At 53.3% G+C, this 15,420-nt stretch carries 18 protein-coding genes; all 18 read left to right on the top strand.

What is annotated here, in order from left to right:
- Positions 1-25: 25 nt before the first annotated feature.
- The 18 genes from FYJ64_RS04900 (at position 26) to FYJ64_RS04820 (ending at position 15,418) form a co-directional block, all read left to right on the top strand.
- Complete coding sequence (locus tag FYJ64_RS04900; protein WP_154574092.1) at positions 26-688, top strand: virulence protein; 663 nt, start codon at positions 26-28, stop codon at positions 686-688.
- Positions 685-918, top strand: coding sequence for a DUF4314 domain-containing protein (locus FYJ64_RS04895; RefSeq protein WP_154574091.1), 234 nt, complete (start codon positions 685-687; stop codon positions 916-918). Before FYJ64_RS04900 ends, FYJ64_RS04895 begins: the two co-directional genes overlap by 4 nt.
- Positions 911-1,087, top strand: a complete 177-nt coding sequence (locus FYJ64_RS04890; RefSeq protein WP_154574090.1) for a DUF5049 domain-containing protein — start codon at positions 911-913, stop codon at positions 1,085-1,087. The genes FYJ64_RS04895 and FYJ64_RS04890 overlap by 8 nt, the downstream gene beginning before the upstream one ends.
- Positions 1,088-1,218: 131 nt before the next feature.
- Complete coding sequence (locus FYJ64_RS04885) at positions 1,219-1,494, top strand: Nmad4 family putative nucleotide modification protein (RefSeq protein WP_035643350.1); 276 nt, start codon at positions 1,219-1,221, stop codon at positions 1,492-1,494.
- Between the two features lie 13 nt (positions 1,495-1,507).
- Entirely contained in the window at positions 1,508-1,981 is a 474-nt protein-coding gene (locus FYJ64_RS04880; RefSeq protein WP_154574089.1) for a DUF7698 family protein, read from the top strand.
- Positions 1,982-2,126: 145 nt separating this feature from the next.
- The gene (locus tag FYJ64_RS04875; protein ID WP_035643353.1) at positions 2,127-3,692 is read left to right on the top strand and encodes a terminase TerL endonuclease subunit; all 1,566 of its coding nucleotides are present in this window, start codon (positions 2,127-2,129) and stop codon (positions 3,690-3,692) included.
- Between the two features lie 11 nt (positions 3,693-3,703).
- A complete protein-coding gene (locus tag FYJ64_RS04870; RefSeq protein ID WP_035643354.1) occupies positions 3,704-5,068 on the top strand; it encodes a phage portal protein in 1,365 nt (454 codons plus the stop codon).
- Positions 4,962-5,729, top strand: a complete 768-nt coding sequence (locus tag FYJ64_RS04865; RefSeq protein ID WP_154574088.1) for a head maturation protease, ClpP-related — start codon at positions 4,962-4,964, stop codon at positions 5,727-5,729. The genes FYJ64_RS04870 and FYJ64_RS04865 overlap by 107 nt, the downstream gene beginning before the upstream one ends.
- 18 nt (positions 5,730-5,747) lie before the next feature.
- On the top strand, positions 5,748-6,953 hold the full coding sequence (locus FYJ64_RS04860) for a phage major capsid protein (RefSeq protein WP_154574087.1): 1,206 nt from the start codon (positions 5,748-5,750) through the stop codon (positions 6,951-6,953).
- Positions 6,954-7,013: 60 nt separating this feature from the next.
- Entirely contained in the window at positions 7,014-7,292 is a 279-nt protein-coding gene (locus FYJ64_RS04855; protein ID WP_154574086.1) for a head-tail connector protein, read from the top strand.
- Positions 7,292-7,627 carry a phage head closure protein gene (locus FYJ64_RS04850; protein ID WP_154574085.1) on the top strand — a complete coding sequence of 112 codons (336 nt, stop codon included), beginning with the start codon at positions 7,292-7,294 and terminating at the stop codon, positions 7,625-7,627. The genes FYJ64_RS04855 and FYJ64_RS04850 overlap by 1 nt, the downstream gene beginning before the upstream one ends.
- Positions 7,624-8,004, top strand: a complete 381-nt coding sequence (locus FYJ64_RS04845; RefSeq protein ID WP_154574084.1) for an HK97 gp10 family phage protein — start codon at positions 7,624-7,626, stop codon at positions 8,002-8,004. The genes FYJ64_RS04850 and FYJ64_RS04845 overlap by 4 nt, the downstream gene beginning before the upstream one ends.
- A complete protein-coding gene (locus tag FYJ64_RS04840) occupies positions 7,997-8,314 on the top strand; it encodes a hypothetical protein (RefSeq protein ID WP_154574083.1) in 318 nt (105 codons plus the stop codon). Before FYJ64_RS04845 ends, FYJ64_RS04840 begins: the two co-directional genes overlap by 8 nt.
- A gap of 3 nt (positions 8,315-8,317) precedes the next feature.
- Positions 8,318-8,911: a major tail protein gene (locus tag FYJ64_RS04835; protein WP_035643367.1), complete on the top strand. Its 594-nt coding sequence runs from the start codon at positions 8,318-8,320 to the stop codon at positions 8,909-8,911.
- Positions 8,904-9,278, top strand: coding sequence for a hypothetical protein (locus FYJ64_RS04830; protein WP_154574082.1), 375 nt, complete (start codon positions 8,904-8,906; stop codon positions 9,276-9,278). The genes FYJ64_RS04835 and FYJ64_RS04830 overlap by 8 nt, the downstream gene beginning before the upstream one ends.
- Complete coding sequence (locus tag FYJ64_RS11330; protein WP_206045544.1) at positions 9,275-9,439, top strand: hypothetical protein; 165 nt, start codon at positions 9,275-9,277, stop codon at positions 9,437-9,439. Before FYJ64_RS04830 ends, FYJ64_RS11330 begins: the two co-directional genes overlap by 4 nt.
- A gap of 14 nt (positions 9,440-9,453) precedes the next feature.
- A complete protein-coding gene (locus tag FYJ64_RS04825) occupies positions 9,454-12,396 on the top strand; it encodes a phage tail tape measure protein (RefSeq protein WP_154574081.1) in 2,943 nt (980 codons plus the stop codon).
- A 1-nt stretch (position 12,397) separates the two neighbouring features.
- Positions 12,398-15,418: a phage tail protein gene (locus FYJ64_RS04820; protein WP_154574080.1), complete on the top strand. Its 3,021-nt coding sequence runs from the start codon at positions 12,398-12,400 to the stop codon at positions 15,416-15,418.
- Positions 15,419-15,420 lie beyond the last annotated feature (2 nt).

The raw sequence follows: 15,420 nt of genomic DNA, 5'->3' as shown, positions 1-15,420 counted from the left end.
ACAGAAAGCAAAGGAGGATTCAAAAATGATCGTACATTACAGAGTAAACGGAAAAGAAAGAAAAAGGCTGGCCGAGGTCATCGCCAAGGAAATCGGAGTCGATGCCATTTATCAGGGTGCACCGACCTTCTCCTACCAGATGGACTACTTCACGGTCGACCGCGAAGGCGCTCTGGTCTTTGACGACGAGAACTATAGCGACGAGGTCGAGAGAGTTTTCAACGCCATCGCCGACGCAGGCTTCACCCCGGATGAGGGCGAGGAATACGAAGGCACCGGGCTTGCGATCCAGATGCCGATGATGACCGGCGATGAGATTTCCAGACTGGAAGCCCTAATCGAATCCAAAGAAAGCCTGATCAAAAAGGCCATCGGAACAGACAGCCTCGTAGTTGGCGAGAAAGACGGCAAGCTCGACTTCCCTTGGTTCAAGGCAGACACAACCCCGGAAGAGATCAAGGCCTACATGGATTTCGTGACAGCCCTCTGCCGCATGGCAAAGGAAGCCAAGCGCGTCACTGGGAAAGACAAGCCGGTCGAGAATGAGAAGTACGCATTCCGCTGCTTCCTCCTCCGTCTCGGATTCATTGGCGACGATTATAAGCAGAGCCGAAAGATCCTGCTGCAGAACTTCTCCGGAAGCTCCGCATGGAAAAGCGGCACACCGACAAAGGAGGTGCAGGCATGAGGATGATCAGACCAGAACAACTAAGGCACCTACGTGAGACCTACCCTGCCGGTACACGCGTCGAGCTCATCCAGATGGATGATGTTCAGGCACCACCTGCAGGTACCTGTGGCACGGTAACCGGAATCGATGATACCGGAAGCCTGATGGTACGCTGGGATAACGGCTCCGGCCTGAATGTGATCTACGGAGTCGATGTGGTCAGAAAGGTGGTGGACGCGAATGACTAACATGATCCGCGAGCAGATCCTCGCCGTCCGGGACACCGGCCTTACCAACATGTTTGATGTCCCGGCAGTCCAGAGGATCGCCTTTGACCTCGGGTATTACGAACTGGTGGACTGGCTTACAGACCACAAAAAAGAGTATGCAAACTTCATCATGACGGGCGAGGAATAGACCTCAAACCAAGGGAGCCAGCAGGCTCTTTTGGTCGTTAAAAAAGATGTGAAATTATAGCAGAAATGACTTGCTATATCCTCCGAGTAGAGCGAATATACACATACCAAAAGACAAGGAGGAAAGCGAAAATGACAATCAACGAAGGAACCAGAAAATACAGACTGCCAAACCCAACCACCCCGGAAGACCTCGAATGCCGCTGGAGCAAGCTCCTGAACTTCGGAGACAAGGTGATCATTGCCGGATACTACTACAACGGCAAAGGCCAGCCTTCCTACTTCGGAGCAACCTACGAATTCCTCACAGACGACACCACCTGCGAAGGAACGATCGGCCTGAGAGCAGTCAGCGAGGTCGAATTCGAAGACGACGGGCACGCGATGGCATGGGCGATGCAGCAGTAAGGAGGCAAGAATCATGATGAAGACAAACAACGCATACTTTGAAAACCTGAGACAGATCGCAGAAAAATGGGAACAGGAAAAGGCTGAGCGCAAGGATCGCAAAGCCCAGATTCTCGAGGCCTACGGATGGGACTCGGAGGAGCTCAAGGCTTGGTACGAAGAGGATCAGGCAGCCACCTACCCGATTCCGCAGGGAGCCTGCAAAGCCTACCGCGCTTTTACAAACACACTGGAACATGGTGAAGATGAGATTGAGATGAACGACTTCCTCTGGGATCGCGAGGTTGACGACTTTGTGGACGCCCTTCGGAAGGCCGGATTCGATAGCTTCATCTACACCAACCAGAGCACAGCGGTGATGGAAAACCTCCACGGCTTTGCCAAAGCAGGTTGCACCATGACAGGCCTGACAACAATCACAAGGCGCGAGCGCCGCTTCGGAGAATACCGGGACGAAGAGATTCTTGGCATTCACTTCACACTGTAAAGCATAACAAAACTGAGAACACCAGAGAGCAGCCCGGCTGGGGCTGTATCTCGTACAGGGAAGTCGCACATGGCGGCTATTTTTTATGCCCTTTTGGAGGTGATGACCTATCAGAAAACTTGAAAATTATACACCGACGCACTTCATGGCAGAGGATTCCTACTATGACGAGTACGCCGCTGACTTTGCTGTTGCCTTTATCGAGAGCCTTCAGCACACCAAGGGTGAATGGTATAAAAAGCCCTTTGAACTGATCGATTGGCAGGAGCAGATCGTGCGAGACGTGTTCGGGACACTGAAGCCAAACGGCTACCGGCAGTTTACGACGGCCTATGTCGAGATCCCGAAGAAGATGGGAAAGTCCGAGCTTGCTGCTGCCATCGCGCTGTACCTTACCTGCGCGGACGGCGAACAGCGAGCCGAGGTCTATGGCTGTGCCGCTGATGTCAATCAGGCCAAGATTGTATTTGATGTGGCTGTGGATATGGTGATGCTCTGCCCTGCTCTCGAACGGCACGTTACCATCAACAAGTCCACACGTACCATTGTCTACAATCCAACCAACAGCAAATACAAAGTCCTGTCAGCGGATGTGGCCAACAAGCACGGTTTCAATACACACGGAGTCATCTTCGATGAGCTCCATACACAACCGAACAGGAAGCTATACGATGTTATGACCAAAGGCAGCGGCGATGCGAGAAAGCAGCCGCTTTTCTTTTTGATCACAACAGCCGGTGATAACACCAACTCCATCTGCTGGGAAGTACACCAGAAGGCGCTGGATATCCTTGAAGGACGTAAGATCGACAAGACCTTCTATCCGGTGATCTACGGTGCTTCTGAGGATGAAGACTGGACTGATCCCAAGGTCTGGGAAAAAGCGAATCCATCGCTGGGCATTACGGTGGATATCGAGAAGGTACAGGAAGCCTGCGACTCTGCCAAGCAGAATCCCGGTGAAGAGAATGCCTTCCGGCAGCTCCGCCTCAATCAATGGGTGAAGCAGTCCGTCCGCTGGATGCCAATGGACAAGTGGGATAAATGTGCCTTCCCGGTTGATGAAAAGATGCTGGAAGGCCGGGTCTGCTACGGCGGCCTTGACCTCTCCTCCACTACGGACATCACAGCCTTTGTGCTGGTCTTCCCTCCGGAAGATGAGGACGATAAGTTTGCCGTACTCCCATACTTCTGGGTGCCGGAGGATACTCTGGACATCCGTGTTCGGCGAGACCACGTTCCTTACGATCTGTGGGAGAAGCAAGGCTATCTCTTTACGACGGACGGCAACGTCGTCCACTACGGCTTCATTGAGCAGTTCATCGAACACCTCGGTGAGCGCTTCAATATCCGGGAGATCGCATTCGACCGCTGGGGAGCCGTCCAGATGGTACAGAATCTCGAAGGTATGGGCTTCACGGTCGTGCCGTTCGGTCAGGGCTTTAAGGATATGAGTCCACCTACCAAGGAGCTCATGAAGCTGACGCTGGAACAGAAAATTGCGCACGGCGGCCACCCGGTGCTCCGCTGGATGATGGACAACATCTTCATCCGTACAGACCCGGCTGGCAACATCAAAGCAGATAAGGAAAAATCCACAGAAAAGATTGACGGTGCCATCGCCACCATCATGGCGCTGGATCGTGCGATCCGCTGTGGCAACGATACGGGTGCATCGGTCTATGACAGCCGAGGCATCCTTTTCATTTGAGGAGGTATCAGATGAGTTTTTTATCAAGCATTTTCAGATCAAGGGATAAGCCAACGGACTCCACCTCCGGCAGCGCCTACCGCTTCTTTCTTGGCGGCACCACCTCCGGGAAGACGGTCACGGAACGCTCTGCCATGCAGATGACAGCAGTCTACTCCTGTGTGCGCATCCTGTCAGAGGCAATCGCCGGTCTGCCGCTTCATCTGTACAAGTACAACGAGAAAGGCGGCAAGGAAAAAGCGCTGGATCATCCACTGTATTTCCTGCTCCATGACGAGCCGAATCCGGAAATGACATCCTTCATCTTCCGGGAAACACTCATGACACATCTGCTCCTATGGGGCAATGCCTATGCGCAGGTGATCCGGAACGGTCGCGGCGAGGTCGTCGGGCTTTACCCTCTCATGCCAAACCGAATGACGGTCGACCGGGACGAGCACGGAAAGCTCTATTACAGCTATCAGGTCTCTAACGAGGATGCTCCGACCATGAAGACCGGAACCGTGATCCTACAGCCAAGCGATGTGCTCCACATACCCGGCCTCGGGTTTGATGGGCTTGTGGGCTATTCACCCATAGCAATGGCCAAGAATGCTATCGGCCTTGCCATCGCAACCGAGGAGTATGGCGCTAAGTTCTTCTCAAACGGTGCAACGCCGGGAGGCCTTTTAGAGTATCCGGGTACAGTGAAAGATCCCGACCGGGTGCGCGAGAGCTGGAACAAGGGCTTCTCCGGAAGCCAGAATGCCGGGAAAGTCGCGATTTTGGAAGAAGGCATGAAATACACGCCGATCTCCATCGCACCGGAGCAGGCGCAATTTTTGGAAACACGGAAATTTCAGATCAATGAAATCGCTCGAATTTTCCGGATACCCCCTCACATGATCGGGGATCTGGAGAAGTCGAGCTTTTCTAATATTGAGCAGCAATCACTGGAGTTTGTGAAATACACCCTCGACCCGTGGGTGGCCAGATGGGAGCAGGCCATTATCCGCTCCCTCCTCTCTCCGGATGAGAAAGCTCACTACTTCGTCAAGTTCAATGTCGACGGCCTCCTTCGCGGCGATTACCAGAGCCGTATGAATGGCTACGCTACCGCAAGGCAGAACGGCTGGATGAGCGCCAACGACATCAGAGAGCTTGAGAACCTTGACCGCATCCCTGCCGAGCTCGGCGGTGATCTATATCTCATCAACGGAAACATGACCAAGCTCGAAGATGCGGGTATTTTTGCGGCCTCGTCTGCCGCTGGAAAGGAGGAAGAATCCAATGAAGACGAAGAAGTTCTGGAACTGGAAAAACAGAACGGCAGTGAATCAGGAAACGCAGGAACCGGTGACAGAAAGGACGCTGTTCCTGAATGGCACCATCGCTGAAGAAAGCTGGTTTGACGATGATGTCACACCGGAGCTTTTCAGGGAGGAATTAAACTCCGGCAGTGGTGACATCACGGTCTGGATCAACTCTCCGGGCGGTGACTGCGTGGCCGCAGCACAGATCTATAACATGCTGATGGATTACAAGGGCGGCGTCACTGTGAAGATCGACGGCATTGCAGCCTCTGCTGCCTCCGTCATTGCGATGGCAGGCACGAAGGTGCTCATGTCCCCGGTCTCCATGATGATGATCCACAACCCGGCGACCATTGCCTTCGGTGACCACACCGAAATGGAAAAAGCAATGGCCATGCTGGATGAAGTCAAAGAATCCATCATCAACAGCTACGAGATCAAGACCGGCCTATCCCGTGCCAAGCTCTCACACCTTATGGATGCAGAGACTTGGATGGACGCCAACAAAGCTGTGGAGCTTGGGTTTGCGGACGACATCTTAAGGCGTGCTGAAGATGCGCCGGAAGATGCAGTCAACCCTGCTGAAGCGTTGCTGTTCTCACGTAAGGCGGTCAACGCTGCCCTCGTAAACAAGCTGGAAGCCAAATATCACATACCGAAAAGGGAGCCGGAAGCTCCTGAAGAACCCGGTCGCTCAGTCGACGATATCCTGCAGCGACTCGACACTATCTCAAAATTCATGTAATGAAGGAGGATTTTTACCATGACTATTTTAGAACTGATGCAGAAGAGAAATCAGGCACTGGCGGCGGCTCGCGATTTTGCTGAGTCCCACAGAACAGACAAGGGAACTCTCTCCGATGAGGATTCCGCCACCTACGACAAGATGGAGAAGGAAATCATGGACATGAGCCGTGAAATCTCCAGAATGCAGAGACAGGAAGCAATGGAGCATGAGCTCTCCCAGCCGGTCAACTCCCCGATCACGGGCAGACCTTATCAGCCTGCCAATGAACCGGAAAAGAAAACCGGTCGTGCCTCCGACGAATACAGGAAAGGCATGCTGCAGGCTCTGCGCACCAACTTCCGTCAGATCAGCAATGTTCTGCAGGAGGGTATCGATGAGAACGGCGGCTACCTCGTCCCAGAGGAATATGACCACAGGCTCATCGACGTCCTGAATGAGGAGAACATCATGAGAAAGCTGGGTACCACGATCACAACCAGCGGCCAGCACAAGATCAACATCGCAGCAACCAAGCCTGCTGCGGCATGGATCGAGGAAGGTGAAGCGCTGACCTTCGGTGATGCGACCTTCGATCAGATCATGCTGGATGCCTACAAGCTCCACGTAGCAATCAAGGTCACCGAGGAACTGCTCTACGACAATGCCTTCCAGCTGGAGAACTACATCATCAACCAGTTCGGTATCGCTCTGGCCAACGCCGAGGAGGATGCCTTCCTGAACGGTGATGGTTCCGGTAAGCCTCTGGGCATCTTTGCCGAAAACGGCGGTGCGCAGGCAAACACGATCACTGCGAAAACAACCGTCGAGTCCGACGACATCATCAATCTGGTGTATGCCCTGAAGCGTCCGTATCGTAAGAACGCCAAGTTCATCCTGAACGATCAGACCATCGCATCCATCAGAAAGCTCAAGGACGAGAACGGCCAGTACATGTGGCAGCCTGCCCTTGTTGCCGGTGAGCCGGACAGACTCCTCGGTTATGAGTGCCTGACTTCCCCTTTCGCTCCTGTTGCAGCTGCCGGTAAGCCGTTCATCGCATTCGGCGACTTCAAGTACTACAACATCGGCGACCGTGGTACCAGAAGTTTTCAGGAACTCAAGGAGCTCTTTGCTGGAAACGGCATGATCGGATATGTCGCAAAAGAAAGAGTCGACGGAAAGCTGATCCTTCCGGAGGCCGTGCAGCTTCTGAAGCTGAAGGGTACTTCTTCTGGCAACTGATCATAATATGGGCGGTGCTGCAATTCGCGGCATCGCCCTTTCAGAAATGAGGTGAAACGTATGCTGGTAACACTTGCAGAGGCAAAGGAATATCTCCGGGTGGATCATGATGACGAGAATACTCTGATCGAGCACCTGATCACTGCGGCGCAAAAGCTCTGCATGGACATTGTGCGAATTGATGATGAGGAGACATTTGAAGCCGACCACCGGGAAGCCCGGATCGCGATCCTCTACTCCATCGGGTACATGTATGAGCACCGGGAGGAAGCCGACCACCATCAGCTTACCATGACGCTTCGCTCACTTCTGTTCGGTATGCGGAAGGAGGCCTTCTGATGAAGATTGGATTACTGAACATCCGGATCACCATCGAGAAGAATCAGGTCATAACAGATAAGTACGGCAACCACAAAAACACATGGGTACCCTACTATAGCTGCTATGCGACCGCAAGCTCCGAATCTCCGAAGGAAGAAACAGACGCTGGGCGGATCGTGGATGATTCCAAGATCGACTTCACCGTGCGCCACTGCCGGTCTGTTGATGCCCTTACCTCTACTGGCTACCGCGTCTTCTTCCGCGATGAGGCCTACAACATTCTCGGTATTGACCATATGAATTTCAAGCATAAGGCAGTAAAGCTCATCTGCCAGAAAGCGAGCCGGTCATGAAGAAGATCAAGGTTGAACAGCTGGCCGATGAGGTCATGAAGGAATTGGAGGATTATGCCGATACCAGCACACTCGGAATGAAGGCTGCGGTACAGAAAACCGGGAACACCGTGCGTAATGAAATCCGGGCTGGTGCTCCAAGCCGCACCGGAGCCTATGCCAAGAGCTGGTCGGTGAAGAACACCAAACAGAACTCCCACGCCTTTGAGGTCACGGTCTATTCCCGGAACCGGTATCAGCTGGCGCACCTTCTGGAGTTTGGCCACGCCAAGCGCGGCGGTGGCCGGGTGTCCGGAAGGTCTCATATCGCGCCAGCCGAACAGAAAGGCATCGAGGAGCTTGAACAAAATATCATAAGGAGTCTGCGTCATGGATAAGCTGTTAGAACTGATGGCGGAGATCGACATCCCTTCTGCCTATGACCATTTCGCAGAGGGTGAATCGCCAGATCCGCCATTCATCACCTACCTTCTGCCCGGAAGCGACAACTTCGCTGCGGATGGCAAGGTTTACTTCCGGATCACGGAAGTCCATATAGAGCTCTACACTGACGAAAAGAACCCGGAGGTGGAGGCGCTCGTCGAGACCGTGCTTGATGCGCACGGTATTTTTTATGACAAAACGGAGGTCTGGATTGACTCCGAGAAACTATATGAGGTTCTTTATTCATTCGAAACGGAGGATTAAGACATGGGTAATAAAGTCAAATACAATCTGAAAAACGTTCATGCCGCCAAACTGACTGAGACGGTCACAGATGGTGTGAAGTCCTTTTCCTACGGCACACCGAAAGCGATCCCCGGCGCTGTTTCCATCGCGCTGGACGCTGAGGGTGAAACCAGCCCGTTCTATGCTGACGGCATTGTGTATTTCCGTTCTGTGACCAACAACGGATACTCCGGCGACCTTGAGATGGCGCTGGTACCGGAATGGTTCAGGACAGAGATCCTGCAGGAGGAGCTGGACTCCAACGGCGTACTTGTCGAGAAGAACACCAACGCGGAAAGCGTGAAGTTCGCTCTGCTCTTCGAGTTTGACGGCGACGTCAATGCGATCCGCCACGTGCTGTACAACTGCAGTTCTTCCCGTCCGTCCATTGAGTCGGAAACCAAGGAAGATACCATCGAACCGGGCACGGAGAAACTCTCCATCACTGCCGACCCGAGAGCTGACGGCCTCGTGAAAGCGCGTACCGGCGATGGAACCGATCAGGCAACCTATGACAACTGGTACCAGTCGGTGTATATCTCTGCTGCAGCAACACAGGAGGAGAACAATGATTGAGAAAACAATTGATATCTGCGGCAAAGAGGTGAAGTTCCGGTCTTCAGCGACCATACCTCGCCTCTACCGCATCAAGTTCAAAAGGGACATCTTCAAAGACCTGACCAAGCTGGAGAAGGCATACAGCAAAAAGGCCAAGGATGATGACGATCTGGAAATCGATGATCTGGAGATCTTCGAAAACGTCGCCTACATAATGGCCTTTCATGCTAATCCGTCCATTCCGAAAACCATCGACGAATGGCTGGATCAGTTTGATATGTTCTCCATCTATCAGGTGCTCCCGGAGATCCTGACGCTCTGGGGTGAAAACCTGATCACGGATGTTGAAGCAAAAAAAGGATTAGCAGAAGTGAGCGGGAAATGACCACGCCACTGTTCCTTCTGCGCTGCGTAGAAATAGGGATATCAGTATCAGACCTCGATCTTCTGACCGTAGGTCTGGTACTGGATATCTGGACAGAGAAAACAAACGATGGCGTGAAATACAGGCAGCTTGCTACACAGGAAGATTTCGATCGATTTTAAGGAGGTGAAGACCGGTGGCAAACAGAATCAAAGGCATTACTGTCGAGATTGGCGGCGATACTACTGGTCTCGACAAGGCGCTAAAAGGCGTCAACAACTCCATACGTACCACGCAGTCGAGCCTCCGCGATGTGAACAGGCTCTTAAAGCTCGACCCGAAAAACACCACCCTTCTCTCCCAGAAGCAGAAGCTGCTGAAGGACTCCATCGGTGCGACCAAGGAAAAGCTGGAAGGACTGAAGGAAGCCCAGAAGCAAGCAAAAGAGCAGCTGGAACGCGGCGAGCTCGGGCAGGATAAATATGATGCCCTGCAGCGCGAGATCGTAGAGACAGAAAATGAGCTGAAGCGTCTGGAAAAGGAAGCGGCCTCCTGTGAATCCAAGCTGGATAAGATGGCTGAAGTCGGCGGCAAGATGCAAAAGGCCGGTGACACCATTTCCGGTGCAGGTAAGAAGCTGCTGCCGGTGTCTGGTGCTGTAGCCGGGCTCGGAGCAATCTCCGTAAAGACCGCCGCAGACTTCGACACATCCATGAGCAAGGTGGCTGCCGTGTCCGGCGCAACCGGTGAGGACTTTGATAAGCTGCGTGCCAAAGCCCGGGAGATGGGCTCCAAGACGAAGTTCTCCGCTTCTGAAGCAGCTGACGCCATGAACTATATGGCGATGGCCGGTTGGAAGACCGAGGACATGCTTTCCGGTGTTGAGGGCATCATGAACCTTGCCGCTGCATCCGGAGAGGATCTGGCGACTACATCGGATATCGTGACAGACGCTCTGACGGCATTCGGTCTGTCTGCGGAGGACTCCGGCCACTTTGCCGACGTCCTTGCTGCGGCATCCAGCAATGCCAATACGAACGTGTCCATGCTCGGCGAGTCCTTCAAATATGCCGCTCCGGTTGCAGGCTCGCTCGGAATCTCTGCTGAGGACACATCGGTTGCGCTTGGTCTGATGGCGAATGCCGGAATCAAGGCATCTCAGTCCGGTACGGCTCTCCGTACTGGTCTTACAAACCTTGCCAAGCCTACCAAGCAGATGCAGTCCTTCATGGACAAATACAATATCGCTCTTGTGGAAAATGACGACGGCTCCATCAATCTCAGAGAGACCATGATCTCCCTTCGTGACAAGATGGGCGGTCTTTCGGAATCTGAGCAGGCTGCAGCTGCATCAGCCATCTTCGGAAAGAACTCGATGGCAGGCTGGCTCGCGATTATCAATGCATCGGATTCGGATTTCAACAAGCTGACCGGAGCGATTGATAACTGTGACGGTACTGCGCTCAGCATGGCTGAAACCATGCAGGACAACCTCATGGGACAGATCACGATCCTGAAGAGCCAGCTGCAGGAGCTTGCCATATCCTTTGGTGATGCGCTGATGCCGATGATCCGGAGAGTCGTGTCCGCGATTCAGGGCTTTGTCGATAAGCTCAATAACATGAGCGAGGGACAGCGCCGGGCGATCCTTATCGTTGGCGGCTTTATCGCTGCCCTTGCACCGATGCTGATAATCATAGGGACAGTGATATCGAAAGTAGGAATCGCCATACAGGGCTTTGCCAAGTTCGGCGGTGCCTTATCCAAGCTGTCCGGAGCGGTCAGCAAAGCCGGAGGCATGACGAGCATCCTGTCAAAGGCGATCGGCTTCCTGACATCCCCTATCGGCATTGTGATCGCGATTGTGGCAGTCCTCGTGGCTGCCTTTATTCATCTTTGGCGTACTAACGAGAAGTTCCGAAACTCCATGATCAAGATCTGGAACGGGATCAAGAACACCATCGGAAAGTTTGTCTCCGAGGTCAAGTCGCGGTTTGACAGCCTCGGTATCGACTTTGGAAAGATCGCAGCTACCATGAAAAAGATCTGGGAGGGCTTCTGCCAGATCCTCGCTCCGATTTTTGAAGGAGCATTCAAGATCATCTCTGCCGTTCTGAAAACGGTGCTGGATGTGATCATTGGCGTGCTCGATATCTTTATCGGTATCTTCACAGGTGACTGGAAGAAGGTCTGGCAGGGAGTGAAACGAATCTTCTCCGCCGTATGGACTGGAATTAAGAGCGTTCTCTCTTCAGCCCTGAATACGATAAAGAATGTGACGAATACCGTGCTGAGCTGGTTTGGTACCAACTGGAAGAAGATCTGGAATGGAATCAAAAGCTTCACATCAGGCCTTTGGATCGGACTCAAGTCACTGGCAGCTAAAGTGTTCAATGGAATAAAGACTGCAATACTGACGCCGATCCGGGCAGTGAAAAGCGGCCTCTCGTCCCTATGGAACGGAATCAAGAGCACCGCTTCTTCTGTATGGAGGAGCATCAAATCCACGGCCAGCTCTATCTGGAACAGCATCAAGACTGCCGTAACCTCGCCTGTGCAGGCAATCAAATCCACGCTTTCATCTGCGTGGGGCAGCATTAAGTCTGCAGCGAGCTCGGCGTGGTCAAATATCAAGAATGCCATGATCTCACCGATCAATTCCGCAAAGTCTACGATCAGCGGAATCATCAGCAAGATCAAAGGCTTCTTCCCTCTTTCCATCGGCAGGATCTTCAGCAACCTGAAGCTGCCGCATATCAGTGTGTCCGGTGGTAAGGCACCGTTCGGCATCGGAGGCAAAGGCTCCCTGCCTTCCTTCAGTGTCAGCTGGTATGCAAAGGCTATGGAAAAAGGAATGATCCTGAATAGCCCGACGATCTTTGGCATGAAGAACGGATCGCTGCTTGGCGGCGGTGAAGTCGGATCGGAAACAGTGGTCGGAACGGACTCGCTGATGAATATGATCACATCGGCAGTATCCGGTGTCGGTGATGAAATTGTCGCAGCCCTGCTCTCCGCAGGAAAGACCGGTCACTCCGGTGATGTAAACATCAATGTGGAGGTCTCCGGCGCTGAGAATCCGGAGGAATGGGCTCGCAAGTTCGTGAAACAGATGAGACTGGAAATGAGGACGGTGTGATATGGGAAAGAAAACAAGTAAAAAGCCGAAAGGCCTATCTATAGCAAGGAACAATATGAAGTTCGCCTGCTCTTGGAAGAAAGGCGAATCATACAGTGACAAGCAGCAGTTTTCCTATCTGGTCAACCGTGCCGGGAAATCAGACAAATGGACAACCGCAGTCAACATCGGCAAGGCTGTAACCAGCAAGTCGGTGTCCCTGTCACTGTCAAACTACTTCCCTTACTCCGGCAAGCCGAAGATCACGGAATTCAAGTTCAGGGTAAGGGGTGTCTCAGATAAAGAAAAATGGTCAGATTGGGTAAGTCAGGCGTTCTCTATCGACGTCCCGGCAAAGCCCAGCCTGTCCGCCTCTCCAAGCGAGAGCAATTATAACCAGTGCACCTTCAGCTGGAGCGTCGATACGTCCAATACCCATAAGGTGTTCACCGACGTCGAGTATCAGACAAAGCTGGTCGAAAACTACGACTACGGCGGTGACAAGGGCTGGACTTCCGGCACTGGCGGTGCAAGCGGAAGCAAGACCTATACGGAATCAGCAGCTACAATCGCGTCCGGCTCCCATACCAGATGGTTCCGGGTGCGCTCGCGGGGTGCTGCCGGGGTCAGCGAATGGCGCTACTCCTGCCGTGTTTACTCCGCGCCTTATGCTGCTTCGAATGTCAAGGCAAACGTCACCAATCAGGCTGGTGGCATGCAGGTGAAGGTCACATGGTCACAGACGAAAAACAACGCCTATCCGGTCGATTCGACAACAGCAGAATATGCCATCAAGGTGCCCGAGGATGGCCTCACCTACAACGGCACCGCTGATGGAGTGATCGGAACGATGGCAGGAGCAGGCGGCGCGGCATCAGCCTTCATCAGCCAGAGTCTTGCGAAGGATGAGTGCCTGTTTGTACGGGTGAGTACTACCCACCTGTACCAGACGACTTATAGCGGCTGGGTGCTTGCCAGCACCGGTTCTTTAAAAGATCCGGAGATCACGGATATACAGACGGATGACACTACCTTCCGGGCAACAGTCACGGCAAACAACCTCTCGGATGTTCCGGGATCATTCCTTGTAGTCCTCTTTCGGACTGGCTCCGATCCAGACAAGGAAGCCACGGTCGGCATCATCCCTGCAGGGCAGACACAGGTCGCTGTGCAGTGTCCAGATTGGTCTTCCGAAGACTCATATGAGTTTGGCGTTTATGCCTGCATCGGAAGCTATACCAATGTCACAAGGGCTGATGGCGTTGATGCCTACACGGTAACGCCACGCATGAAATCCGATGCTCCCGTCTGGCAAGGCGGTCAGGTGCCACATGCTCCCGGGAATGTATCAGTAAATGCAACAGCCATTAGTGGCACTGTAAAGGTGATCTGGGACTGGACATGGCGTGAGGCACAGAGTGCTGTCATCTCGTGGGCTGACCATGAGGATGCATGGGAAAGTACCTCAGAGCCGGAGACCTATACGATCAATAACACCCATGCTGGTGAATGGAACGTTTCTGGTCTTGAGACCGGCAAGAGGTGGTACTTCAGGGTAAGGCTCGTCAAGGGCTATGGAGATAACGGAGTGTACGGTGCATGGTCTGCACTGGCCATGATCGACCTCTCCTCTGCTCCGAGCGTACCTACCCTGACACTATCCAAGGGTGTAATCACTGCCGATGGAAGCCTCTCCGCTTTCTGGTCGTATGTGTCCGGTGATGGAACCGGTCAGGCTTATGCGGAGATCTGTGAGGCAACGATCACAGGTGAAGGCGTCCAGCATGGCGATATCATTGCCAGCACCCAGACTGCACAGCATATCACCCTGTATGCAGAAAAGCTCGGCTGGGCTTCCGGCGAGACCCACTATCTGTGCGTCAGAGTCGTATCCGGCTCCGGTCGCGTTTCCGACGAATGGTCTGATCCGGTACCGGTAATCATCGCTGAAGAGCTGACTGCTGTTATCGAAAGCACAAGCCTCGTGGGACAGGAAATCATTGTTGATGATAATTCCAGAACAGTTATGGCTCTTACTGCGCTGCCGCTTACGGCGACAATCACAGGCGCAGGCACGGGCGGTACGACCACCCTTGTCATTGAACGGGCTGAGGATTATCACATCGACAGGCCTGACGAGCAGGACTTCAACGGCTTTGAGGGAGAAACGATCCTGCTGTACTCACAGACGGGTGAAGACCCTATCACAATACGCCGGGAAGACCTGATCGGAAACCTTGATGATGGTGCGCAGTATCGGCTGGTGGCAACCGTGCAGGACAGCCTCGGCCAGAGTGATTCTGCAAGCATCGACTTTGAAGTCCACTGGTCACATCAGGCCGTGATCCCGGCAGGCACCGCATCCATATCCGGGACGGTTGCTTTCATCACGCCGATCGCACCGGAAGGTTTCATGGAGGGAGATACCTGTGATATCTACAGGCTCTCAGCCGACAGGCCGGAGCTCATTGTATCCGGTGGAGCCTTTGGAGTGACCTACATCGACCCTTACCCTGCTATCGGCGAGTTTGGAGGTCACCGGATCGTCTACCGCACCGCTGATGGTGATTACATCACTGCGGAGAACGAGATCGCTTGGCTGGATATCACAGCTGAGGACGGCGACGCTTTGAATATCGTCTACTCCCTGATCGACTTCGAGGGTGAACAGATCGAGTTTTACTACGATGTCACCCATTCCAATACATGGGAGAAGGACTTCAAGGAAACAAGGTATCTCGGCGGCTCCGTTACTGGCGACTGGAACAAGGCGATCGGCAGGACTGCATCCTTAAAGGGCTCAACCATAACCATAAAGGATCAGGACACGATGCGGAAGTTCAGACGCCTTGCTGCCTATCCGGGCATCTGTCATATCCGGACGGTCGATGGATCAAGCTTCAAGTGCGACATTCAGGTTAGCGAGGACAGACGTTATGATTCGAACACAATCCGCGCTGAATACAGCCTGTCGGTCACACGCGTTGATCCGGAGGAACTGGACGGCCTGACCTACGCCGAATGGATAAGCGAGGAGGTCTGATG

It is taken from the genome of Hornefia butyriciproducens, assembly GCF_009695915.1.
Classification (GTDB): Bacteria; Bacillota; Clostridia; order Peptostreptococcales; family Anaerovoracaceae; genus Aminicella; species Aminicella butyriciproducens.
The sequence above is the reverse complement of the archived record's forward strand: the minus strand, read 5'-3'. Positions and strand labels throughout refer to the sequence as shown.